The sequence below is a fragment of the Streptomyces sp. NRRL F-6492 genome (assembly GCF_001280125.1).
Classification (GTDB): Bacteria; Actinomycetota; Actinomycetes; order Streptomycetales; family Streptomycetaceae; genus Streptomyces.
On sequence record NZ_LGEG01000285.1, the window covers coordinates 1 to 23,263 of the forward strand.

The window sequence follows — 23,263 nt, forward strand, 5'->3', positions numbered from 1 at the left end:
GGGAGCGGTGGCTCGGGGAGAGAGGTCGCTCGGGGAGGGGGTGACTCCCGGGAGGGAACGCGAAGCGCGCCGCCCCCTCGTCCGGTGCGGACGGAGGGAGCGGCGCGGGGAGACGCGGTGCGGCCGGGCCAGGCCGGGCCTCGGGCGGGCCGGGCCTCGGGCGGGCCGGGGCGGTCGGGCCCTGGTGAGGCGGCCAAGCCCTGGTGGAGCGGTCAGGCCTTGGGGGAGGCGGAGGAGGAAGAGGCCGTCGGCGTGGAGGACGACGAGGGAGAGGTGGACGGGGAAGGAGAGGTGGAGGCCTCGGGCGTACCGGTCTCGGTGGGCTCCGGAGTGGGGGTGGTGGTGGGCGCGGCGACCTTGAGCTCGACGAAGAGGACGCCGCCGCCGGGCGCGGTCAGCTTGAGGTAGTACGTGCCCGCCTTGTCGCCCGCGAGGAGGTCGCCCGCCTTGAAGGTGAGGGTGCCGTCCGTGGCGGTCGGGAGGGTGGCGGTGCGGGAGGAGGTGCTCTTGAAGGTCGGACCGCCGTCGACCGGCTTCGGGTCCGTCTTCGAGGTCACGATCTCCGCGGTGACGAGCACGCCGGGGGCGAGGGCGCCCTTGTCGGTGGCCTTCACCTGCACCCGCTGGTCGAAGGCGGTGCCGGTGGCGGCCGACAGCGGGTCGTCGCCGACGCGGACGAGGGTGTCCGCCCGCCGCTCCGTGACGGTCACGGCGAAGTCGGCCGCGTCCAGGGTCCGGCCCACGACGGTGGCCCGGATCTTGAACGCCCCCGTCTTCTCGCCGGCCCGCAGCGCCGGGGAGGAGGCGATGCCGGCCGCGGTGGTGGTGGCCGTGACGGCGGTCTTTCCTCCGGCGAAGCGGGTGTCGGTGGTCCCGACGATCTCGAAGCGGACGCTCACCCGGGAGACCGGCTTGCCCGAGGCGTCGAGCGCCGCGACCCGGGGGGTCTTCGCGAAGTCGCTGCCGGTGGTCGCGGTCAGCTGTCCGTTGGCCGCGACGGCGAGCGCCGCCACCTTCCCGGCCGGTGTGGCCGGCGGCGGCACCGGGTCGGTGGTGGGCGGCTTGGGAACGGTCGGCGGCTTGGTCGTCCCGGGGCCGGACGGCTCCGACGGCTTCGGGTTCTGGGTGCCCGGCTTCGGCGCGGGGGACGTCGGGGAGGGGGACGTCGGCGCGGGCCGGAACGGCGCGGTGGGGCTGGGGAAGCCGCTCGGGCGGCGGTTGTCGCTGCGGTCGACCGGCAGCACGCCCGTGCCGTCCGGGACCTGGTGGGTGCCGCGCTTGTAGTACTCGAACCAGGACAGGACCGTGTTCAGGTACTCGGTCGAGCGGTTGTAGCTGAGGACCGCGCGGTCGAGGTCGGCCCTGAGCACGAGGTTGCGGTCGTTGGCGCAGAGGTAGAGACCGGCGGCCTGCGCCGCGTCGTAGATGTTGTTCGGGTCCTTCTTCCCGTCGCCGTTGGCGTCCTGGCCCCAGGTGGCCCAGGTGGACGGGATGAACTGCATGGGGCCGACGGCGCGGTCGTGGACCTTGTCGCCGTCGTAGGCGCCGCCGTCGGTGTCGGAGATGTCGGCGAAGCCGACGCCGTTGAGGGCGGGGCCGAGGATCGGCGAGGTGGTCGTGCCGTTGGCGTCGACCCGGCCTCCGCGCGCCTGCCCGGACTCGACCTTGCCGATTCCGGCGAGCAGTTGCCACAGCAGGTTGCAGCCGGGGTCGGTCGAGCGGATCGACTGTTCGGCCCGCTTGTAGGCGGACAGGACGGACGCGGGTATGCCGGCCTCGGCGGGCCCCATGATCACCGGCAGGTTGACGCTCGTCCCGGGCTTGCCCGGCTTGTTCGGCGTCTTCAGCGGCGGCAGTTCCGTGTAGTACGGCGAGTCGCCGGTCGCGGAGCCCTCGCCGGACGGCGGGGCGGTCTCCCCGGCGCCGACGGCGCGGTCGCCGCCGGAGTTGTCCGTGGTCGGCTGGATCGCCTCCGGTGCCTGCGAGGCGGCGAGCGCGGCGACCGCCGCGGCCACCACCGCACCGCTGGTGGCCCCCCTGCGCAGCCGGCGGCCGATGTCCGGTGCCATATCCGTCGTCCCCTCCCCGATCGACTGCGGCCCCACGCTCCCCGCGCGTGGCCTCCGGTGACCCTATGCCAACTCCGTACCGGCGAGTACCGGGCGGTGACCGTGTTTCACGCTTTCGTCACCTCTTGGCCGCCTGCCGACCAGACGGGGACGGGAACCGACCGGGGTGCCGGGCGACTCTTGCACTGCGACCGATCATGGACCGCCGGCCGGCGCCCACCGGCCGACGCCGTCCGAACCCCGGGAGCCCCCCTTGCCGTTCACGCTGGGCCACGCCGCCGCCGTGCTGCCCGGGCTGCGCCGGAACGGGACCGCGCACGGGCCGCTGGTCGCGTCCGCCCTCGTCGCGGGTTCCTTCGCACCCGACATGACCTACTTCGCCGCCACCGCGTTCCCCGACGCGATGGCCTTCGGGGACGTGACGCACTCCCCCGTCGGGATCGTCACGGCCGACGTGCTGATCACGGCCGCGCTGGTCGCCCTGTGGCTGACCGTGCGCGAGCCGCTCGTGGCGCTGCTGCCCGCCCGGTGGCGGGGCAGGGTGTACGGGCTCGTCGTGGGCCGCCGCTGGCGGGAGCGGCACCCGGTCGTGCTCGCGGGCTGGTTCGTCCTCTCGGCGGCGCTGGGCGCCACGACCCACGTGGTGTGGGACTCGTTCACCCACATCGACCGCTGGGGCACCCGGGCGATCCCCTTCCTCGGCGAGGTCGTGGCCGGCTTCCCGGTCTACCTCTACGCGCAGTACGGGGGTTCGGCGCTGGCCCTGGGGCTCCTCGTCCGGTTCGCCGCCCGGGCGCTGCGCGCCACCGCGCCCGGGGCCGGGCTGCCCGCCGGCGTGCCGGTCCCGGACCGGCGCGGGCGGCTCGTCGCGGCCGGGCTCATCGGCGGCTGCGTCCTCGCCGGGGTCGCCCACCGGGTGCTGCGCTGGGCCGCGTACTGGGGCTGGGACCGGATCGAGACGCCCCTGGACGTCATTCCGACGGCGTGCTTCGGGGCCGGCGCCGGACTCGCCGTCGGGCTCGTGCTGTACGGGACGGGGGCGCGGCTGCGGGGAGCGTCGCCCGCTCCGGCCGCGGGGACCCCGGCCACGGCCCTCCCGGATGCGGAGGGAGGAGACCGGACGCCCCAGGAGGACCGGACGCCCCGGGAGGAGCAGGCGTTCCGAGAAGGCCGGGCGCCCCGGGAGGAGCAGGCGTTCCGAGAAGGCCGGGCGTCCCGGCCGGAGCGCTCCCGTCCGGGACCTCGCTGATCTTCCCCGAGGGGGTGAAGCCACGGGCCGCCGCGCTGCCGGAGAGCCCGCGGTGCACGGCCAGGGCGACCCCCTCCAGGGTGCGGATGCCGTACCGCATGGTGGGGTTGCCGTGGCTCAGGAGGGCGAGCCGGTAGTCGGTCGCGGAGGCGCCGGCCGCCCCCCGGACGAGGCCCGTCCCCGTCCCCGCGCCCGCTCCCCCGCCCCCGGTCCTCCCCTTGCCGGCGGCCGGGCGGACCACGCCGACGCTGTGGACGCGCCAGGCGTGGGTGGCGCGGGGCAGCCAGCCGTTCTTGAGGTGGACCTTGACCGTGCGGGGCGCGCCCGAGGTGACGCCCCAGGCCTGGTCGCGGACGACCTGGCCCATCAGGGACAGCGCCTCGGCGCGGCGGGACACCGCGGCCAGGAGGGCCAGTTGGTCGCGGGCGGTGGTGCGGGTCAGGCCCCAGTAGCCGCCGTGGCCGGGGACGGTGTCCCGGGCGCCCGCGTCGCGCAGCACCCGGGTGAGGCGGGCGCGGGAGAGTCCCTGCCACAGCTCGCCGGCCGCCTTGTTGTCGGAGCGGGTGATCATCGCCCTCATCCGCTGGGACTCCAGGCGGGTGGGCGCGCGGCCGAGCTCCGCCGCCCGCCCGAGGACGGCCTCCAGGATGAGGACCTTGGCGACGCTGGCGGAGTCGTACACCAGGGCGTCGTCGAGCCGGCAGCGCAGTCCGCGCCCGGGGTCGTGGAGGGCGACGGAGACCGTGCCGTCGCGGTTCCTGAGGGCCGTCGCGATGTCCTGGGACAGCCGGGCGGCGAGGGCCGGTTCGCGGGACGAGGTGCAGAGTGCGGGCGCCCGGTGCGCCTCGGCGGGCCAGGAGGTGCCCGATGCCCCGAGTACGGCTCCGAGCAGGGCCCAGGCGCGGAGGCGGGCACGGCGGCTCGTGATCATGCTGCTCAGTCTCGTGAGCCCGGCCGCCGAGGCGCCCTCCGGAGTGGTCCATCCGGCGCACATCACCCGCCCCCGGGGGCCGTGACGGCTGCCCTCCGACCCGCGGCGCGGGGGCCCGGACGCCCCCGGGCCCGTACGGCGTCCGTACGGGCCCGGGGGACGGGGGGTGTCAGTGCGCGGCGGAGTCCCAGTCCCGGCCGACGCCGACGGAGACGTCGAGCGGGGCGCGCAGATGGGCCGCGCCGGACATCTGCTCGCGGACCAGGGCCTCGACCTGCTCGCGCTCGCCGGGGGCGAGTTCGAGCACGATTTCGTCGTGGACCTGGAGGAGCATCCGGGAGGTGAGGCCCGCCTCCGTGAGCGCCCGGTCGACGTTCAGCATGGCGACCTTCACGATGTCGGCGGCCGTGCCCTGGATGGGGGCGTTGAGCGCCATCCGCTCGGCGGCCTCGCGGCGCTGCCGGTTGTCGCTGTTGAGGTCGGGCAGGTAGCGGCGGCGGCCCAGCATCGTCTCGGTGTACCCGGTGGCGCGGGCCTCGTCGACGACCCGGCGCAGGTAGTCCCGCACTCCGCCGAAGCGCTCGAAGTAGGTCTCCATGAGGATCCGGGCCTCGGCCGGGTCGATGGTGAGCTGCTGCGCGAGGCCGAAGGCGGAGAGGCCGTAGGCCAGGCCGTAGGACATGGCCTTGATCTTGCGGCGCATCTCGGCGTCGACGGCGGACCGCTCGACGCCGAAGACCTGGGAGGCGACGGTGGTGTGCAGGTCCTCGCCGGAGGTGAAGGCCTCCAGGAGGCCCTCGTCCTCGGAGAGGTGGGCCATGACCCGCAGCTCGATCTGGCTGTAGTCGGCGGTCATCAGGGCCTCGAAGCCCTCGCCGACGACGAAGCCGTGCCGGATGGCCCGGCCCTCGTCGGTGCGCACCGGCACGTTCTGCAGGTTCGGGTCGGTGGAGGAGAGGCGGCCGGTGGCGGCGACGGTCTGGCTGAAGGTGGTGTGGATCCGGCCGTCGGCGGCGACGGTCTTGATCAGGCCCTCGACGGTGGAGCGGAGCCGGGCCTGCTCGCGGTGGCGGAGCATGATCACGGGCAGTTCGTGCTCGGTCTGGCCGGCCAGCCAGGCGAGCGCGTCGGCGTCCGTGGTGTAGCCGGTCTTGGTCTTCTTGGTCTTCGGCAGGTTCAGCTCGCCGAAGAAGACCTCCTGGAGCTGCTTGGGCGAGCCGAGGTTGAACTCGTGGCCGACGGAGGCGTGCGCCTCCTTCACGGCCTGCTGGACGGCGCCGGCGAACTGCTGCTCCATGGCCTCCAGGTGCTCGCGGTCGGCGGCGATGCCGTGCCGCTCCAGGCGGGCGAGGAGGACGGAGGTGGGCAGCTCGACCTCGTGGAGGAGCTCGCGGGCCCCGACCTCGCCGAGCCGCTCCTCGAAGGCCCCGCCGAGGTCGAGGACGGCGCGGGCCTGGGCCATGAGGGCCTCGGCCTCCGCGGTGTCGTCGGCGCCGAAGGCGAGCTGCCCGTCGGAGGCGGCCGCGGGGGCCAGCTCGCGGCCGAGGTACTCGATCGAGAGCGCGTCCAGGGCGAAGGAGCGCCGGCCGGGCTTGACGAGGTAGGCGGCGAGGGCGGTGTCCATGGTGACGCCCGCGACGCTCCAGCCGTGCTCGGGGAAGACCCGCATGGCGCCCTTGGCGTTGTGCATGACCTTGGGGCGGTCGGGGTCGGAGATCCACGCGGCCCAGGCCCGCTCGTCGGCCTCGTCGATCCCGCTGGGGTCGAACCAGGCGGCGGCGCCCCCGGCGGCGGCGAGGGCGACCTCGCCGACGCTGCCGGCGCCGAGCGCCCAGCTGTCCACGGTGGCGACGCCGAGGGGCCCGGTGCCGTGCTCGGCCAGCCAGGGGGCGAGCTCGCCGGCGGAGAGGACGGAGGCGTCGAGCTCGACGCCCGCGGCGGGCGGCGGGGCGGCCTCCTCGGCGGCGCCCGGGTCGACGGCGAGGAGCCGCTCGCGCAGGGAGGGGTTGCGGATCTCCAGGGTGTCCAGGAGGAGCGCGAGGGCCGCGCGGTCGTAGGGCTCGCGGGCGAGGTCGGCCACGGTCTTGGACAGCTCGACGTCCCGGACCATCTCGGTCAGGCGCCGGTTGAGCTTGACCGACTCCAGGTGGTCGCGGAAGTTCTGCCCGGCCACGCCCTTGACCTCGTCGGCCCGCTCGACGAGCTGGTCGAAGGAGCCGAACTGGCCGATCCACTTCGCGGCGGTCTTCTCCCCGACCTTGGGGATGCCCGGCAGGTTGTCGGACGGGTCGCCGCGCAGGGCCGCGAAGTCGGGGTACTGCGCGGGGCTCAGGCCGTACTTCTCCTGGATCTTCTCCGGGGTGAAGCGGGTCAGCTCGGAGACGCCCTTGGTCGGGTAGAGCACGGTGACGTGGTCGGTGACGAGCTGGAAGGAGTCCCGGTCGCCGGTGACGATCAGGACGTCGAAGCCCTCGGCCTCGGCCTGCGTGGCGAGGGTGGCGATGACGTCGTCCGCCTCGAAGCCGTCGACGGCGAAGCGCTGCGCGTGCATCGCGTCGAGCAGCTCGCCGATCAGCTCGACCTGCCCCTTGAACTCGTCGGGGGTCTTCGAGCGGTTCGCCTTGTACTCGGGGAACTCCTCGGACCGCCAGGTCTTGCGGGACACGTCGAACGCGACCGCGAAGTGGGTGGGGGCCTCGTCGCGCAGCGTGTTCGCCAGCATCGAGGCGAACCCGTAGATCGCGTTCGTCGGCTGCCCGGTCGCGGTGGTGAAGTTCTCCGCGGGCAGCGCGAAGAACGCCCGGTACGCGAGCGAGTGCCCGTCCATCAGGAGCAGGCGGGGGCGGGTGTCTGCGGTGTTCTTCGATGCTGTCTGGGCCACGGGACGATCCTGCCACGGCCCACCGACAATCCCCTCCTCACCGGCCGGGGTGCCGGTCTGTCGGTGGCGCGTGACAGGATCGGAGACGTACGCCGCAGGACGACCGCTCAAGGGAGAGCGCGATGGTCAGCAAGCCGCCGGCCGGTGACCCGGTCCAGGACGCACCGCAGGTCACGCCGCCGCAGCACGCCGCCGCCGGGCTGCCCGCCGTCGGGCACACCCTGCGGATCGCCCGGGAGCAGATGGGCTCCCTGCGCACCGCGCGGACCCTCCTCAAGGTCAATCAGAAGGACGGCTTCGACTGTCCCGGCTGCGCCTGGCCCGAGGAGGACAAGCGGCACGTCGCGGAGTTCTGCGAGAACGGCGCGAAGGCCGTCGCCGAGGAGGCGACGCTGCGCCGGGTCACCCCGGAGTTCTTCGCCGCGCACCCGGTGGCGGACCTGGCGGAGCGCAGCGGGTACTGGCTGGGCCAGCAGGGCCGCATCACGCAGCCGATGCTGCTCCCCGAGGGCGGCGACCGGTACGAGCCGGTGACCTGGGAGCGGGCCTTCGCGATCCTCGCGGAGGAGCTGCGGGCCCTGGACTCCCCCGACGAGGCGCTCTTCTACACCTCGGGCCGCACCAGCAACGAGGCGGCGTTCCTGCTCCAGCTCTTCGCCCGCGAGTTCGGCACGAACAACCTGCCGGACTGCTCCAACATGTGCCACGAGTCCTCGGGTTCGGCGCTGACGGAGACCATCGGCGTCGGCAAGGGCAGCGTCTCCCTGGAGGACCTGCACCGGGCGGACCTGATCGTCGTGGCCGGGCAGAACCCGGGGACGAACCACCCCCGGATGCTGTCGGCCCTGGAGAAGGCGAAGGCCGCGGGCGCCCGGATCATCTCGGTGAACCCGCTGCCGGAGGCCGGCCTGGAGCGGTTCAAGAACCCGCAGACCCCGCGCGGCATGCTCAGGGGCGCCGCGCTCACCGACCTCTTCCTCCAGATCCGGATCGGCGGCGACCAGGCCCTCTTCCGCCTCCTCAACAAGCTGGTCCTGGCGACCCCGGGGGCCGTCGACGAGGAGTTCGTACGCGAACACACCCACGGGTACGAGGAGTTCGCGGCGGCGGCCGGGGAGGCCGACTGGGCGGAGACGCTGGCGGCGACCGGTCTGGAGCGCTCCGAGATCGAGCGGGCCCTGGAGATGGTCCTCGCCTCCGAGCGGACGATCGTCTGCTGGGCGATGGGCCTCACCCAGCACAAGCACTCCGTGCCGACCATCCGCGAGGTGGTCAACCTGCTGCTGCTCCGCGGGAACATCGGGCGGCCGGGCGCGGGCGTGTGCCCGGTGCGCGGCCATTCGAACGTGCAGGGCGACCGGACGATGGGCATCTTCGAGCGCCCCGCGCCCGCGTTCCTCGACGCCCTGGACAAGGAGTTCGGCATCGTCTCGCCGCGCCACCACGGCTTCGACGTGGTCCGCTCGATCCAGGCGCTGCGCGACGGCGAGGCGAAGGTGTTCTTCGCGATGGGCGGCAACTTCGTGGGGGCGACGCCCGACACGGAGGTGACGGAGGCGGCGATGCGCCGGGCCCGGCTGACCGTCCACGTGTCGACGAAGCTGAACCGCTCGCACGCGGTGACGGGCACGCGCGCCCTGATCCTGCCCACCCTCGGCCGCACCGACAAGGACGTCCAGAAGGGCGGGCGGCAGTTCGTGACGGTCGAGGACTCCATGAGCCTGGTGCACGCCTCCCGGGGCAACCTGCCCCCGGCGAGCCCGCACCTGCTGTCCGAGCCGGCGATCGTGGCCCGGCTGGCCCGCGCGGTCCTCGGAGACCGGTCCGCCACGCCCTGGGAGGAGTTCGAGGCCGACTACGCCCGGATCCGGGACCGCATCGCGCGCGTGGTGCCCGGCTTCGAGGACTTCAACGCCCGGCTCGCGGCGGACCCGGGCGGCTTCGCGCTGCCGCACGCCCCGCGCGACGAGCGCCGCTTCCCCACGAGGACGGGCAAGGCGAACTTCACGGCCGCGCCCGTCGAGTACCCGCGGGTGCCGGAGGGCCGGCTGCTGCTCCAGACGCTGCGCTCGCACGACCAGTACAACACCACGATCTACGGCCTGGACGACCGCTACCGGGGCATCAAGGGGGGCCGCCGGGTCGTCCTGGTGCACCCGGAGGACGCGGCGGCGCACGGCCTGGCCGACGGGGCGTACGCGGACCTGGTGAGCGAGTGGACGGACGGCGTCGAGCGGCGGGCGCCCGGCTTCCGGGTGGTGCACTACCCGACGGCCCGGGGGTGCGCGGCCGCCTACTACCCGGAGACGAACGTCCTGGTGCCGCTGGAGTCGACGGCGGACGTCAGCAACACCCCCGCCAGCAAGTCCGTGATCGTCCGTCTGGAACAATCCCCTTCCACCTGAGCGGACGCTCAGTACGCTCGGGCGGAACCAGTGCGGTCAGCGGGATCGCGCGATCAGCGGCCGCGCGAAGACGAACGGAGCCGGGCCATGGGTGAGCAGCAGCACGTGAAGTTCCCGCAGGAGGTCATCGACGAGTACGCGGCGCTCGGCGTCGACCTCCCCGCCCTCTTCTCGGCGGGGCACCTCGGCAACCGGATGGGCGTGCAGATCCTGGAGGCCTCGGCCGAGCGGGTCGTCGGCACCATGCCGGTGGAGGGCAACACGCAGCCGTACGGGCTGCTGCACGGCGGGGCGTCGGCGGTCCTCGCCGAGACGCTCGGCTCCGTGGGCTCGATGCTGCACGGCGGGGTCTCCCGGATCGCGGTCGGCGTCGACCTCAACTGCACCCACCACCGCGGGGTCCGCAGCGGCCTGGTGACCGGCGTGGCGACCCCGGTGCACCGCGGGCGGTCCACCGCCACGTACGAGATCGTGATCACCGACGAGCAGGACCGGCGGGTCTGCTCGGCGCGGCTGACCTGCCTGCTGCGCGAGATCACCCCCAAGGACGCGGAGAACGTCCCGGGGGCGGGCGCGAGCGCCTGAGACCCGCGCGGAGGGCAGGACGGAGGGGGCGGCACCCGGCGGGTGCCGCCCCCTCCGCCGTTCCCCGCGCCCTCCCCTGCGTCATCCCGCCCTCGCTCTTCGTCACTCTGCGTGATCTTCGTGCGATGGGGAATCCCGCGAAGCGGAGGAGCCGGTTCGTCCGCTGAGGTTTCTGCCACTGTCCGATATCCGGAGAGTCCCGGAAGGCCACCGTCAGGACCAAGAATCACTCAAGCCCCTTAGCGGAACTGCACGTTCTCACTATGTGAACACCGCATAAAGAACACTTATGTACCGATTTGCCCAGCCGCCGCGCACACTCTTCCCCCGTCGGCATAACAAGACAGTCACATCCTGACCTCGCCGCTCCCCGACCCTCCCCACCTGCGCTTAGAGTCACCGCCAGTCACCGCGCCGCCGGGCGCGTCCTACTGCACGGCCCTGTACCACCCCAGTACGGCCCGGCGTTCCAAAACGGCACCCCTCATTCCGCAGCTTCACGGCACCGCTCTCGTCCGAGGGGGCCGCGCCAGGGAAAGGACCCTTCGTGCGAAACCGTTCGTTGCTCATACTCACCACCGCGGTCACCGCGGGAGCCCTCACGCTCACTGCCTGTGGTTCGCGCGACGACAAGGGCGGCGCCGGCAACGGCGACAGCGGCGACGTCACCGTGACCATCGGCCTCGACGCCCCGCTCACCGGTGAGCTGTCCGCCCTCGGCCTCGGCATCAAGAACTCCGCCGACCTCGCGGTCAAGACGGCCAACAAGAAGCAGTACGTCAAGGGCGTCACCTTCAAGCTGGAGTCCCTCGACGACCAGGCCCAGCCCTCCGCCGGCCAGCAGAACGCGACCAAGTTCGTCGCCGACAAGAGCGTCCTCGGCGTCGTCGGCCCGCTGAACTCCTCCGTCGCCGAGTCCATGCAGAAGGTCTTCGACGACGCCAAGCTGGTGCAGGTCTCCCCGGCCAACACCAACCCGGCACTGAGCCAGGGCGTCAACTGGAGCACCGGCGACAAGAAGCGCGCCTACAAGTCGTACTTCCGCACCGCCACCACCGACGCCGTCCAGGGCCCGTTCGCCGCCCAGTACGTCTTCAACGAGGCCAAGAAGACCAAGGCCTTCATCATCGACGACAAGAAGACCTACGGCGCCGGCCTCGCGGGCACCTTCAAGGGCGAGTTCGAGAAGCTCGGCGGCAAGGTCCTCGGCACCGAGCACATCAACCCGGACACCAGGGACTTCTCCGCGGTCGCCACCAAGGTCAAGAGCTCCGGCGCCGACGTCGTCTACTACGGCGGCGAGTACCCGGCGGCCGGCCCGCTGGCCAAGCAGATCAAGGAAGCCGGCGCGAAGGTCACCGTCGTCGGCGGCGACGCGCTCTACAGCCCGGAGTACGTGAAGCTGGCGGGCGCCGCGGCGGCCAACGGCGACATCGCCACCTCCGTCGGCGCGCCGATCGAGTCCCTCGCCTCCGCCAAGGAGTTCCTGGCCGACTACAAGACCGGCGGCTACAAGGAGGCCTACGAGGCCTACGGCGGCTACTCGTACGACTCGACCTGGTCCATCATCGAGGCCGTCAAGAAGGTCGTCGACGGCAACAACGGCAAGCTCCCCGAGGACGCCCGCGCCAAGGTCGTCGAGGCCCTCCAGGGCGTCTCCTTCGAGGGCGTGACCGGCAAGGTCTCCTTCGACGAGTTCGGTGACACCACCAACAAGCAGCTGACCGTCTACAAGGTCGAGGGCGGCGCCTTCAAGCCGGTCAAGTCCGGCACCTTCGGCAACTGACACACCCCCTCTCCCAGCACCACCCTCACCGCGCGGGGCGCCGCACCAGGCTCCCCGCGCGGTGTCACATCCGTCGAAAGTCTCGGAGGACAATGCGGTGAACGAACTGCCGCAGCAGCTGGTCAACGGCCTGCTACTGGGATCCATGTACGGGCTGGTCGCCGTCGGCTACACGATGGTCTACGGCATCGTCCAGCTCATCAACTTCGCCCATGGCGAGATCTTCATGACCGGCGGCTTCGGGGCCCTCACGGTCTGGCTCATCCTGCCCGGCGGCACCACCATGTGGGTCGCACTGCCCCTCATGATCATCGGAGCCGTGCTCGTCGCGACGACGATAGCCGTCGGAGCGGAACGACTCGCGTACCGTCCGCTCCGCGGCGGCCCCCGCCTCGCCCCGCTCATCACGGCCATCGGCCTCTCGCTCGCCCTCCAGCAGGCCGTCTGGTCGCTGTACCCCGAGGCGAAGTCCGCCCGGACCTTCCCGCAGATCCCCGGCGGCGCGATCGAACTCGGCCCGGTCACCATCCAGACCGGCGACGTCTTCCTCCTGATCGCCGCCCCCGTCTGCATGGCCTTCCTCGCCTTCTTCGTCATGCGCACCCGCACCGGCCGCGGCATGCAGGCCACGGCGCAGGACCCGGACACCGCGAAGCTCATGGGCGTCAACACCGACCGCATCATCGTCATCGCGTTCGCCCTCGGCGCCGCGATGGCCGCCGTCGGTGCCGTCGCCTACGGCCTGAAGTACGGCGTCGTCGACTACAAGATGGGCTTCCTCCTCGGCCTCAAGGCCTTCACGGCCGCGGTCCTCGGCGGCATCGGCAACATCTACGGAGCCATGATCGGCGGAGTCGTCCTCGGCATCGCCGAAACCATGGCAACGGCCTACATCAGCCACATCCCCGGTATGGAGCAGCTCGGCGGCCAGTCCTGGGCCGACGTCTGGGCCTTCGTACTCCTCATCGTCGTACTCCTCGCCCGGCCACAAGGCCTCCTCGGCGAGCGCGTCGCGGACAGGGCGTGAGCACCATGACCACCATCTCCGAGAACACCAAGGCGGCCCCGGCCCCCGAGCCCGCCGCGGCGACCGGACTCATCGGCTTCATCCCCGCCAAGGCCGCCCGCGCCCTCGCCCTCGGCGGCGGCGTCCTCACCATCGCGAGCTGCTTCCTCGCATGGACCTGGACCCCCCGCTTCCCCGGCGACCTCACCTTCTACGGCTCCCCCGGCGGCCTGCAGATGCAGGTCCTGGTCACGGGCCTCCTCACCACCCTCTTCGCCCTCTCCTCCTACGGCGTCAAGGGCACCCGCTGGCTCACCCCCGCCGGCGGCGACGCGGCACTCAAGCTCGCCGCACTCGCCAACTTCGCCATCGCCTGGTTCACCGTCGGAGCCATCAGCGTCACGCTCGGCGGCCCCGTCAACCTGGAGCCCGGCGGCGCGGTCGTCGCGATCGCCGCCCTGGTCGCCCTCCTCGGCGCCCTCGCCCTCCCCTTCGCGCGGCCGAAGCTGCTGCCGACGGACCCCGAGGACACCGGCTGGGACCAGTTCAAGCACCGGTGCGGCAACGGCTGGACGACCTTCAAGGCCGCCTTCACCAGCGGCCCCGTCCGCAAGCTCCCCACGATGCACTCCTCCGTCGAGATCCTGATCATCACCGGCGTCCTCGCCGTGGCGCTCGGCGTCTTCACCTACGGCGTCGGCACCGAGTACGACGAACTGTTCCTCGGCTTCCTGATCACGACCGGCATCGGCTTCGCGGCGCTCAACAAGTCGGGCCTCATCGCCCAGGCCACACAGCTCACCGGCAAGCACCAGAACCTCTCCATCGCCGGCGCGTTCACCGCCGCGGCACTCTTCCCCTTCACCCAGACCGACGACCAGTACGCGACGCTCGGCGTCTACATCCTGATCTTCGCCACCGTCGCCCTGGGCCTCAACATCGTCGTCGGCCTCGCCGGTCTCCTCGACCTCGGCTACGTCGCCTTCCTCGGCGTCGGCGCCTACGCGGCCGCCCTCGTCTCCGGCGCCCCCACCTCCCCCTTCGGCGTGCACTTCCCCTTCTGGGCAGCCGTCCTGGTCGGCGCGGCGGCGTCCCTGGTCTTCGGCGTCCTCATCGGTGCCCCCACCCTGCGACTGCGCGGCGACTACCTCGCCATCGTCACCCTCGGCTTCGGCGAGATCTTCCGCATCGCGGTCAACAACACCGACGGCACCTCCGGCCCCGACATCACCAACGGCTCCAACGGCATCGCGTCCATCCCGAACCTCAACATCTTCGGGTTCGACTTCGGCGCCGAGCACTCGATCGCCGGGTTCACCATCGGCCGCTTCGCCAACTACTTCTTCCTGATGCTGCTGATCATGGCGGTCGTCGTGCTGGTCTTCCGGCGCAGCGGCGACTCCCGCATCGGCCGCGCCTGGGTCGCCATCCGCGAGGACGAGACCGCCGCGCTCGCCATGGGCATCAACGGCTTCCGGGTCAAGCTCATCGCCTTCGCGCTCGGCGCCGCGCTCGCCGGCCTCGCCGGCACCGTGCAGGCCCACGTCACCTACACCGTGACCCCGGAGCAGTACCTCTTCGCCGGTCCCATCCCGCCCAACTCCGCCTTCCTGCTCGCGGCCGTCGTCCTCGGCGGCATGGGCACGATGAGCGGCCCGCTGGTCGGTGCCTCGCTGCTCTTCCTGATCCCCAACAAGCTCCAGTTCATGGGCGAGTTCCAGCTCCTCGCCTTCGGCGTCGCGCTGATCCTGCTCATGCGCTTCCGTCCGGAGGGCATGATCGCCAACCGGCGCAACCAGCTGGAGTTCCACGAGAAGGACGAGACGCCCGCCACGCTCGCCAAGGCAGGTGCCTGAACCATGACCACCACCACGAAGACCGCCGGCGCCACCACCGCGCCGACCGCGGGCGAGACCGTCCTCGACGCGCGCGGGGTCACCATGCGCTTCGGCGGCCTCACCGCCGTCCGCGACGTGAACCTGACCGTCAACAGCGGCGAGATCGTCGGTCTCATCGGCCCCAACGGCGCCGGCAAGACCACCTTCTTCAACTGCCTCACCGGCCTCTACGTCCCCACCGAGGGCGAGGTCCGGTACAAGGGCACGGTCCTGCCGCCCACGTCGTACAAGGTCACCGACGCCGGCATCGCGCGCACCTTCCAGAACATCCGCCTCTTCCACAACATGACCGTCCTGGAGAACGTCCTCGTCGGACGCCACACCCGGATGAAGCAGGGTCTCTGGTCCGCCCTGCTCCGCCTCCCCGGCTTCAAGAAGGCCGAGGCGGAAGCGTCGAAGCGGGCGATGGAGCTCCTGGAGTTCATCGGCCTGCAGGACAAGGCGCAGCACCTCGCCAAGAACCTCCCCTACGGCGAGCAGCGCAAGCTGGAGATCGCCCGCGCCCTCGCGAGCGACCCCGGCCTGATCCTCCTCGACGAGCCCACCGCCGGCATGAACCCGCAGGAGACCCGGGCCGCCGAGGAACTCATCTTCGCCATCCGGGACATGGGCGTCGCCGTCCTCGTCATCGAGCACGACATGCGCTTCATCTTCAACCTCTGCGACCGGGTCGCCGTACTCGTCCAGGGCCAGAAGCTGATCGAGGGCGACAGCCAGACCGTCCAGAGCGACGAGCGGGTCATCGCCGCCTACCTGGGCGAGCCCGTCGAGTCGGACACGGCCCCGGCCACGGCCGCGGCTCCGGTCGCCGCTCCGGCCGTCGTTCCGGCCGTCGTTCCGGCCGCGGAGGACGCCCCGGAGGCCGACGAGACCCCCGAGGCACCGGTTCCCGACGACGCCTCGGAGGACACCCCGCACGACCCTGCTTCGGGCAAGGAGAACGACGCATGACCGCACTGCTCGAAGTCGAGGACCTGCGCGTCGCCTACGGAAAGATCGAGGCCGTCAAGGGCATCTCCTTCTCCGTCGACGCCGGTGAGGTCGTCACCCTCATCGGCACCAACGGCGCCGGCAAGACCACCACCCTGCGGACCCTCTCCGGGCTCCTCAAGCCGGTCGGCGGCCAGATCAAGTTCGAGGGCAAGTCCCTCCGCAAGATCCCCGCCCACAAGATCGTCTCGCTGGGCCTCGCCCACTCCCCCGAGGGACGCCACATCTTCCCCCGGATGACGATCGAGGAGAACCTCCTCCTCGGCGCCTTCCTCCGCAAGGACACCGCGGGGATCGCCAAGGACGTCCAGCGCGCCTACGACCTCTTCCCCATCCTGGGCGAACGCCGCAAGCAGGCCGCCGGCACCCTCTCCGGCGGCGAGCAGCAGATGCTCGCCATGGGCCGGGCCCTGATGTCCCAGCCCAAGCTGCTCATGCTCGACGAGCCCTCCATGGGCCTCTCCCCGATCATGATGCAGAAGATCATGGCCACGATCGCCGAGCTCAAGGCCCAGGGCACCACCATCCTGCTCGTCGAGCAGAACGCCCAGGCCGCGCTCGCCCTCGCGGACCACGGCCACGTCATGGAGATCGGCAAGGTCGTGCTCTCGGGCACCGGACAGAACCTGCTCCACGACGAGTCCGTCCGCAAGGCGTACCTCGGCGAGGACTGACCCGCCCCGCCCGCACCAAGACGGAAGGCCCGCCCCACAGTGCCGTGGGGCGGGCCTTCTCCTCTGCCGTACGGAGCGGGCTACTGCTCCTTGTTCCTGGCCGCCTTCTTCTCCTCGGCGTCCTCGATGACGGCCTCGGCGACCTGCTGCATCGACATGCGGCGGTCCATCGACGTCTTCTGGATCCAGCGGAACGCGGCCGGCTCCGTCAGGCCGTACTGGGTCTGCAGGACCGACTTGGCCCGGTCCACCAGCTTGCGGGTCTCCAGGCGCTGGGAGAGGTCGGCGACCTCCTTCTCCAGGGCCCGCAGCTCCGCGAACCGGGAGACGGCCATCTCGATGGCCGGCACCACGTCGCTCTTGCTGAAGGGCTTCACCAGGTACGCCATGGCCCCGGCGTCCCGGGCCCGCTCCACCAGCTCGCGCTGCGAGAAGGCGGTGAGCATGAGGACGGGGGCGATGGACTCGCCGGCGATCTTCTCGGCGGCCGAGATGCCGTCGAGGACGGGCATCTTCACATCGAGGATGACGAGGTCGGGGCGGTGCTCACGGGCGAGTTCGACGGCCTTGGCGCCGTCCCCGGCCTCGCCGACGACCGTGTAGCCCTCTTCCTCGAGCATCTCTTTGAGGTCGAGGCGGATCAGGGCCTCGTCCTCGGCGATGACGACACGGGTCGTCAGCGGCGGGACGTGCGGCGCCTCGGCGTCGTCGGCGGGCTGGGGCGACTCGGGGGCGGTCACGGGGGCTCCTCGTTCGATGGCCTCGTTCCGAGGCGGATACAGCTCCCCATGAGCCTACCCACCTCCTGTAAGGTAGTGGTCCGCAGGGCTTGCACAGGCCTGCATTTCGAAGGCCCCAGTACTCCAACTGGTTAGAGAGGCCGCTCTCAAACAGCGGACAGTGTGGGTTCGAATCCCACCTGGGGCACTTTTCCTTCGTTTCTAAGATTCAGCCGCACTCGGCGGCCATTCACTCACACAGGTGAGCGCCGTTTCGAATCCGGCACACGGCGATTCGATTTCCACAAAGCTCGCATCCATGTACGACCTCGCAACGCGTTCGCACGCACTCGCCCTCCTCGGCGACGGACGCAGCCTCAACTCGGTGAGCAAGCAGACCGGTATCTCCCGGGCCGCGCTACGCGCCTGGCAGACACGTCTTGAGCCCCTCCCCCGCATGGGCGGACCGTGTCCGAGGTGCCGTCCGCTTCCCGGCCCGCCGGACGACACCGCCTCGTACGCCTATCTGCTCGGGCTCTACCTGGGTGACGGCTGCATCAGCGATCACCCTCGCGGCGGTCATCACCTCCGCATCGCCTGCGCGAACGCCTGGCCCGGTCTGATCGAGGCGTGCCGCTCGGCAGTCCTGGCCGTACAACCCACGGGAAGTGCCTGCTTGCTGCAGAAGCAGGGGTGCGTCATGGTCACGAGCTACGGTCGGCACTGGAAATGCCTCTTCCCCCAACACGGCCCCGGAAAGAAGCACGAGCGGCCCATCCGCCTGGAGCCGTGGCAGCAACGGATCGTGACCGATCAACCCTGGCAGTTCGTACGCGGTCTCATCCACTCCGACGGATGCCGCATCACCAACTGGGCCACCCGTCTCGTCGGTGGCGAGCGCAAGCGGTACGAGTACCCGCGGTACTTCTTCACCAACAAGTCGGACGACATCCGGAAGCTGCTCGGCGACGCCCTCGACAGGGTCGGTGTCGAATGGACGACCACCTCCCGGGGGGCCACCCCTTACAACGTCTCCGTCGCCCGCAAGGCCTCCGTCGCGCTCATGGATCTTCACGTGGGGCCCAAGTCCTGAGCCCCGGTGCGGCGTGCCGGTTACGTCAGGGGTTCTCCGATGTGGTGGACGCGGACCAGGTTGGTGGAGCCGGCGACGCCCGGTGGGGAGCCGGCGGTGATGACCACGATGTCGCCCTTGGCACAGCGGCCGATGCGGAGGAGTTCCTCGTCGACCTGGGCGACCATGGCGTCGGTGGAGTCGACGTGGGGGCCGAGGAAGGTCTCGACGCCCCAGGTGAGGTTGAGCTGGGAGCGGGTGGCGGGGTCGGGGGTGAAGGCGAGGAGGGGGATCGGGGAGCGGTAGCGGGAGAGGCGTTTGACGGTGTCGCCGGACTGGGTGAAGGCGACGAGGAACTTGGCGCCGAGGAAGTCGCCCATCTCGGCGGCGGCGCGGGCGACGGCGCCGCCCTGGGTGCGGGGTTTGTTGCGTTCGGTCAGCGGGGGGAGGCCCTTGGCGAGGACGTCCTCCTCGGCGGCTTCGACGATGCGGCTCATGGTGCGGACCGTTTCGACGGGGAAGCGGCCGACGCTGGTCTCGCCGGAGAGCATGACGGCGTCGGTGCCGTCGATGACGGCGTTGGCGACGTCGGAGGCCTCGGCGCGGGTGGGCCGGGAGTTGTCGATCATGGAGTCGAGCATCTGGGTGGCGACGATGACCGGTTTGGCGTTGCGCTTGGCGAGTTTGACGGCGCGCTTCTGGACGATGGGGACCTGTTCCAGGGGCATTTCGACGCCGAGGTCGCCGCGGGCGACCATGATGCCGTCGAAGGCGGCGACGATCTCTTCGATGTTCTCGACGGCCTGGGGCTTCTCGATCTTGGCGATGACGGGGAGGCGGCGGCCCTCCTCGTCCATGACGCGGTGGACGTCCTCGATGTCGCGGGCGCTGCGGACGAAGGAGAGGGCGATGACGTCGGCGCCGGTGCGCAGGGCCCAGCGGAGGTCTTCGATGTCCTTGTCGGAGAGGGCGGGGACGGAGACGGCGACGCCGGGGAGGTTGAGGCCCTTGTGGTCGGAGACCATGCCGCCTTCGACGACGCGGGTGCGGACGCGGGGTCCGTCGACGGCGGTGACTTCGAGGGTGACGCGGCCGTCGTCGACGAGGATGCGTTCGCCGGTGGTGACGTCGTCGGCGAGGCCGGGGTAGGTGGTGCCGCAGGTGTGGCGGTCGCCTTCGACGGGTTCGACGGTGATGGTGAATTCGTCGCCGCGTTCAAGGAGTACGGGGCCTTCGCGGAAGCGGCCGAGGCGGATCTTCGGGCCTTGAAGGTCGGCGAGGACGCCGACGCTGCGGCCGGTCTCGTCGGAGGCTTTGCGGACGCGCTGGTAGCGCTCCTCGTGCTCGGCGTAGGTGCCGTGGCTGAGGTTGAGGCGGGCGACGTCCATTCCGGCCTCGATCAATGCCTTGATCTGGTCGTATGTTTCGGTGGCGGGCCCAAGGGTGCAGACGATTTTCGCTCGGCGCATGGGACGAGCCTAGGGCTTACCGGCCGGTAGCGAATCCGCCTGTCATGACTACCCAACAACCTTTCCGTGAAAGGTTGTTGACAAGACTTGAATCTGTGCGGCGGGGTGCTCCGATGAGCGTTTTTCGGCTCTTTTCCGGCGGCCCGACGGCGTCCGCACATCGAACACTTTTCCACTCCGTAACCCGCGGGGCCTGTTGCGGACGGTTCTCCTGGGCCAGAATCTACGCGCGTTGTGCACCTGAGCGACGCCACTGGACCAAGGAGAAGCACATGCCGTTGAACCGCCGGACGTTCCTGGAGGGCTCCGCCGCCGTCGGGGCCGGGGCCGCCCTCACCGCCGGGGCCGTCGCCCCCGCCGAGGCCCACGGACCCGGGCACGGCCACCGTCCGAAGCCGGCCGTGCGGTACTCCTTCACCGTCATGGGGACGACCGACCTGCACGGCAACGTCTTCAACTGGGACTACTTCACGGACAAGGAGTTCGACGACAAGGCGCACAACGACGTCGGCCTCGCCAAGATCTCCACGCTCGTCGAGCGGGTGCGGAAGGAGAAGGGGAGGCGCAACACCCTCCTCATCGACGCCGGTGACACCATCCAGGGCACCCAGCTGTCGTACTACTACGCCAAGGTCGACCCGATCACCGCGCGGCGCGGCCCGGTGCACCCGATGGCGCAGGCGATGAACGCCATCGGCTACGACGCCGCCGCCCTCGGCAACCACGAGTTCAACTACGGCATCCCGGTGCTGCGGAAGTTCGAGGAGCAGTGCGACTTCCCGCTGCTCGGTGCCAACGCGCTCGACGCGAAGACGCTGCGGCCGGCGTTCGCCCCGTACAGCATGCACCGGCTGCGGACGCCGTGCGGGCGGGACGTGAGGGTGGCCGTGCTCGGGCTGACCAACCCGGGCATCGCGATCTGGGACAAGGCGAACGTCGGCGGGAAGATGGTCTTCCCGGGTCTGGAGGAGCAGGCCGCGAAGTGGGTGCCGAAGCTGCGCTCGATGGGCGCGGACGTGGTGGTCGTCTCGGCGCACTCCGGTTCCAGCGGGACGTCCTCGTACGGTGACCAGCTGCCGTACGTGGAGAACGCGGCCGGGCTCGTGGCCGAGCAGGTGCCGGGCATCGACGCGATCCTGGTCGGGCACGCGCACACCGAGATCCCGGAGTACCGGGTCGCGAACAAGGAGACGGGCGAGGAGGTCGTGCTCTCCGAGCCGCTGAAGTGGGGCCAGCGCCTCACCCTCTTCGACTTCGACCTGGTGTGGGAGCGGGGCCGCTGGACCGTCGAGAAGGTCGGCGCGCAGGTCCTGAACTCCAACACGGTGGAGGAGGACCGGAAGATCGTGCGGCTGCTCTCCGACGAGCACCGGAAGGTCGTCGCGTACGTCAACCAGGTCATCGGCACCTCCGTCGCGGCGATGACCACGGCGGACGCGCCGTGGAAGGACGAGCCGATCATCGACCTGATCAACGTGGTGCAGGCGGAGACGGTGAAGGCGGCGCTGGCGGGCGGCGCGTACGCGGACCTGCCGGTGCTCTCGCAGGCCTCCTGCTTCTCCCGTACGGCCCGGATTCCGGCCGGTCAGGTCACGATCAAGGACGCGGCGGGGCTGTATCCGTTCGAGAACACGCTCGAGGCGCGGCTGCTCACGGGTGCCCAGTTGAAGGACTACCTGGAGTTCTCGGCGCGGTACTACGTGCGGACTCCGGCGGGGGCTCCGGTGGACACGGCGAAGCTGACGAACGCGGACGGCACGCCGGACTACAACTACGACGCGGTGTCGGGTCTGACGTACGAGATCGACATCGCGAAGCCGGCCGGGTCGCGGATCGTGGGCCTGGCCTTCGGCGGGAAGCCGCTGGACCCGGCGGCGCGGTTCGTCCTCGCGGTGAACAACTACCGGGCGAGCGGCGGCGGCGCGTTCCCGCACGTGGCGAACGCGCAGCAGCTGTGGGCGAATTCGGACGAGATCCGCAACACGATCATCCAGTGGGTGCGGGCGAGGGGGACGGTCGACCCGGGGCAGTTCGCGTCGGTGGACTGGCGGCTGACCCGGGACGGCGTGCCGGTGTTCTGACCCGTACGTCAGTGCTGGACGAGGGGCGTCAGCTTCCGGCCCTGGGCCGGAACGCCGGGCGCCTCTCGTGCTTCCAGGCCGAAGCTGGTGAAGGCGGTGCGGCGCGGGAGGGGGTAGGGCTCCTTGCCGGTGATCGCGTTGAGGATGGTGGCGCTGCGCCAGGCGGCGAGGCCGAGGTCGGGGGCGCCGACGCCGTGGGTGTGGCGTTCGGCGTTCTGGACGTGGACGGCGCCGGTGACGGAGGGGTCGAGGACGAGGCGGTAGTGCTCGTCGATCCGGGGGCGTCCGGCGGAGTCGTGGCGCACGTAGGGGTCGAGGCCGGTGAGCATGCGGTCGAGGGGGCGTTCGCGGTAGCCGGTGGCGAGGACGACGGCGTCGGTGGTGAGGCGGGTGCGGGCGGACTGCTGGACGTGTTCGAGGTGGAGTTCGACGCGGGTGGTGGCGACGCGGCCGGCGGTGCGGACGCGGACGCCGGGGGTGAGGACGGCGTCGGGCCAGCCGCCGTGGAGGGTGCGGCGGTAGAGCTCGTCGTGGATGGCGGTGATGGTGGTGTCGTCGATGCCCTTGTGGAGCTGCCACTGGCGGGGGACGAGGCCGTCGCGGACCTGTTCGGGCAGGGCGTGGAAGTAGCGGGTGTAGTCGGGGGTGAAGTGCTCCAGGCCGAGTTTGGAGTACTCCATGGGGGCGAAGGCCTCGGTGCGGGTGAGCCAGTGGATGCCCTCGGCTCCGGCGGGGCGGGCGCGCAGGAGGTCGAGGAAGATCTCGGCGCCGGACTGGCCGGAGCCGATGACGGTGACGTGTCCGGCGGCGAGGAGGGTCTCGCGGTGGGTGAGGTAGTCGGCGGAGTGGACGACGGGGACGCCGGGGGCGTCGGCGAGGGGCTTGAGGGGGTCGGGGACGTACGGTTCGGTGCCGACGCCGAGGACGACGTTGCGGGTGTAGGCGCGGCCGAGGGCTTCCGCTTCGCCGTCGGGGTCGATCTGGGTGTAGTCGACCTCGAAGAGGCGGCGTTCGGGGTTCCAGCGGACGGAGTCGACCTGGTGGCCGAAGTGGAGGCCGGGGAGGCGTTCGCTGGCCCAGCGGCAGTAGGCGTCGTACTCGGCGCGCCGGATGTGGAACTTCTCGGCGAAGTAGAAGGGGAAGAGGCGTTCGCGGCTCTTCAGGTAGTTGAGGAAGGACCAGGGGCTGGCGGGGTCGGCGAGGGTGACGAGGTCGGCGAGGAAGGGGACTTGGAGGGTGGCGCCGTCGATGAGGAGTCCGGGGTGCCAGTGGAAGGCGGGGCGCTGTTCGTAGAAGGCGGTGGAGAGGCCGCCGGGGACGCCGTGGGCGAGGGCGGCGAGGGAGAGGTTGAAGGGGCCGATGCCGATGCCGACGAGGTCGTGGGGGCGGTCGGTGTCGGGGGTGTGCGGTGTGTTGTGGGGGTGCTGGGGCCGTTCGGTGTCCTGTTC

The 23,263-nt window shown here is 71.3% G+C and carries 15 protein-coding genes, 1 tRNA gene and 1 pseudogene; 11 read left to right on the forward strand and 6 right to left on the reverse strand.

Annotation, left to right across the window (positions count from 1 at the left end; genetic code table 11):
- Positions 1-212: 212 nt before the first annotated feature.
- Positions 213-2,069: a lytic transglycosylase domain-containing protein gene (locus ADL08_RS34490; RefSeq protein WP_053650181.1), complete on the reverse strand. Its 1,857-nt coding sequence runs from the start codon at positions 2,067-2,069 to the stop codon at positions 213-215.
- A gap of 253 nt (positions 2,070-2,322) precedes the next feature.
- On the opposite strand from ADL08_RS34490, the gene ADL08_RS34495 reads away from it, so the two are divergent.
- On the forward strand, positions 2,323-3,318 hold the full coding sequence (locus tag ADL08_RS34495) for a DUF4184 family protein (protein WP_053650183.1): 996 nt from the start codon (positions 2,323-2,325) through the stop codon (positions 3,316-3,318).
- Between the two features lie 232 nt (positions 3,319-3,550).
- On the opposite strand, the pseudogene ADL08_RS39125 reads toward ADL08_RS34495, so the two are convergent.
- Positions 3,551-4,312, reverse strand: a pseudogene (locus tag ADL08_RS39125) (serine hydrolase); the annotation flags it as partial.
- A 106-nt stretch (positions 4,313-4,418) separates the two neighbouring features.
- Positions 4,419-7,130 carry a DNA polymerase I gene (gene polA / locus ADL08_RS34510; protein ID WP_053650189.1) on the reverse strand — a complete coding sequence of 904 codons (2,712 nt, stop codon included), beginning with the start codon at positions 7,128-7,130 and terminating at the stop codon, positions 4,419-4,421.
- A 122-nt stretch (positions 7,131-7,252) separates the two neighbouring features.
- On the opposite strand from polA, the gene ADL08_RS34515 reads away from it, so the two are divergent.
- The 7 genes from ADL08_RS34515 (at position 7,253) to ADL08_RS34545 (ending at position 16,474) form a co-directional block, all read left to right on the forward strand.
- The gene (locus ADL08_RS34515) at positions 7,253-9,535 is read left to right on the forward strand and encodes an FdhF/YdeP family oxidoreductase (RefSeq protein WP_053650191.1); all 2,283 of its coding nucleotides are present in this window, start codon (positions 7,253-7,255) and stop codon (positions 9,533-9,535) included.
- 87 nt (positions 9,536-9,622) lie between these two features.
- Entirely contained in the window at positions 9,623-10,120 is a 498-nt protein-coding gene (locus ADL08_RS34520; RefSeq protein WP_053650193.1) for a PaaI family thioesterase, read from the forward strand.
- Positions 10,121-10,667: 547 nt separating this feature from the next.
- Positions 10,668-11,906, forward strand: a complete 1,239-nt coding sequence (locus ADL08_RS34525) for a branched-chain amino acid ABC transporter substrate-binding protein (protein ID WP_053650195.1) — start codon at positions 10,668-10,670, stop codon at positions 11,904-11,906.
- 97 nt (positions 11,907-12,003) lie between these two features.
- Positions 12,004-12,933, forward strand: a complete 930-nt coding sequence (locus ADL08_RS34530; protein ID WP_053650198.1) for a branched-chain amino acid ABC transporter permease — start codon at positions 12,004-12,006, stop codon at positions 12,931-12,933.
- Entirely contained in the window at positions 12,930-14,768 is a 1,839-nt protein-coding gene (locus tag ADL08_RS34535; protein ID WP_053650199.1) for a branched-chain amino acid ABC transporter permease, read from the forward strand. The genes ADL08_RS34530 and ADL08_RS34535 overlap by 4 nt, the downstream gene beginning before the upstream one ends.
- Positions 14,769-14,771: 3 nt before the next feature.
- Entirely contained in the window at positions 14,772-15,761 is a 990-nt protein-coding gene (locus tag ADL08_RS34540) for an ABC transporter ATP-binding protein (protein WP_053650202.1), read from the forward strand.
- Entirely contained in the window at positions 15,758-16,474 is a 717-nt protein-coding gene (locus ADL08_RS34545) for an ABC transporter ATP-binding protein (RefSeq protein ID WP_024757294.1), read from the forward strand. The genes ADL08_RS34540 and ADL08_RS34545 overlap by 4 nt, the downstream gene beginning before the upstream one ends.
- An 80-nt stretch (positions 16,475-16,554) precedes the next feature.
- Here the strand turns inward: ADL08_RS34545 and ADL08_RS34550 are convergent, their stop codons facing one another.
- A complete protein-coding gene (locus ADL08_RS34550; RefSeq protein WP_053650204.1) occupies positions 16,555-17,214 on the reverse strand; it encodes an ANTAR domain-containing response regulator in 660 nt (219 codons plus the stop codon).
- Between the two features lie 112 nt (positions 17,215-17,326).
- On the opposite strand from ADL08_RS34550, the gene ADL08_RS34555 reads away from it, so the two are divergent.
- Positions 17,327-17,401, forward strand: a tRNA-Leu gene (locus ADL08_RS34555).
- Between the two features lie 111 nt (positions 17,402-17,512).
- Positions 17,513-18,286: a hypothetical protein gene (locus ADL08_RS34560; protein ID WP_053650205.1), complete on the forward strand. Its 774-nt coding sequence runs from the start codon at positions 17,513-17,515 to the stop codon at positions 18,284-18,286.
- Between the two features lie 20 nt (positions 18,287-18,306).
- On the opposite strand, the gene pyk is transcribed toward ADL08_RS34560, so the two are convergent.
- Positions 18,307-19,734 carry a pyruvate kinase gene (pyk, locus tag ADL08_RS34565; protein WP_053650207.1) on the reverse strand — a complete coding sequence of 476 codons (1,428 nt, stop codon included), beginning with the start codon at positions 19,732-19,734 and terminating at the stop codon, positions 18,307-18,309.
- A 272-nt stretch (positions 19,735-20,006) separates the two neighbouring features.
- On the opposite strand from pyk, the gene ADL08_RS34570 reads away from it, so the two are divergent.
- Positions 20,007-21,815 (forward strand): bifunctional metallophosphatase/5'-nucleotidase, encoded by a 1,809-nt coding sequence (locus ADL08_RS34570; protein ID WP_053650209.1) that lies wholly within the window; start codon positions 20,007-20,009, stop codon positions 21,813-21,815.
- A gap of 8 nt (positions 21,816-21,823) precedes the next feature.
- Here the strand turns inward: ADL08_RS34570 and ADL08_RS34575 are convergent.
- Positions 21,824-23,263: lysine N(6)-hydroxylase/L-ornithine N(5)-oxygenase family protein (locus ADL08_RS34575; RefSeq protein ID WP_053650211.1), on the reverse strand; the 1,440-nt coding region annotated here is incomplete at its 5' end.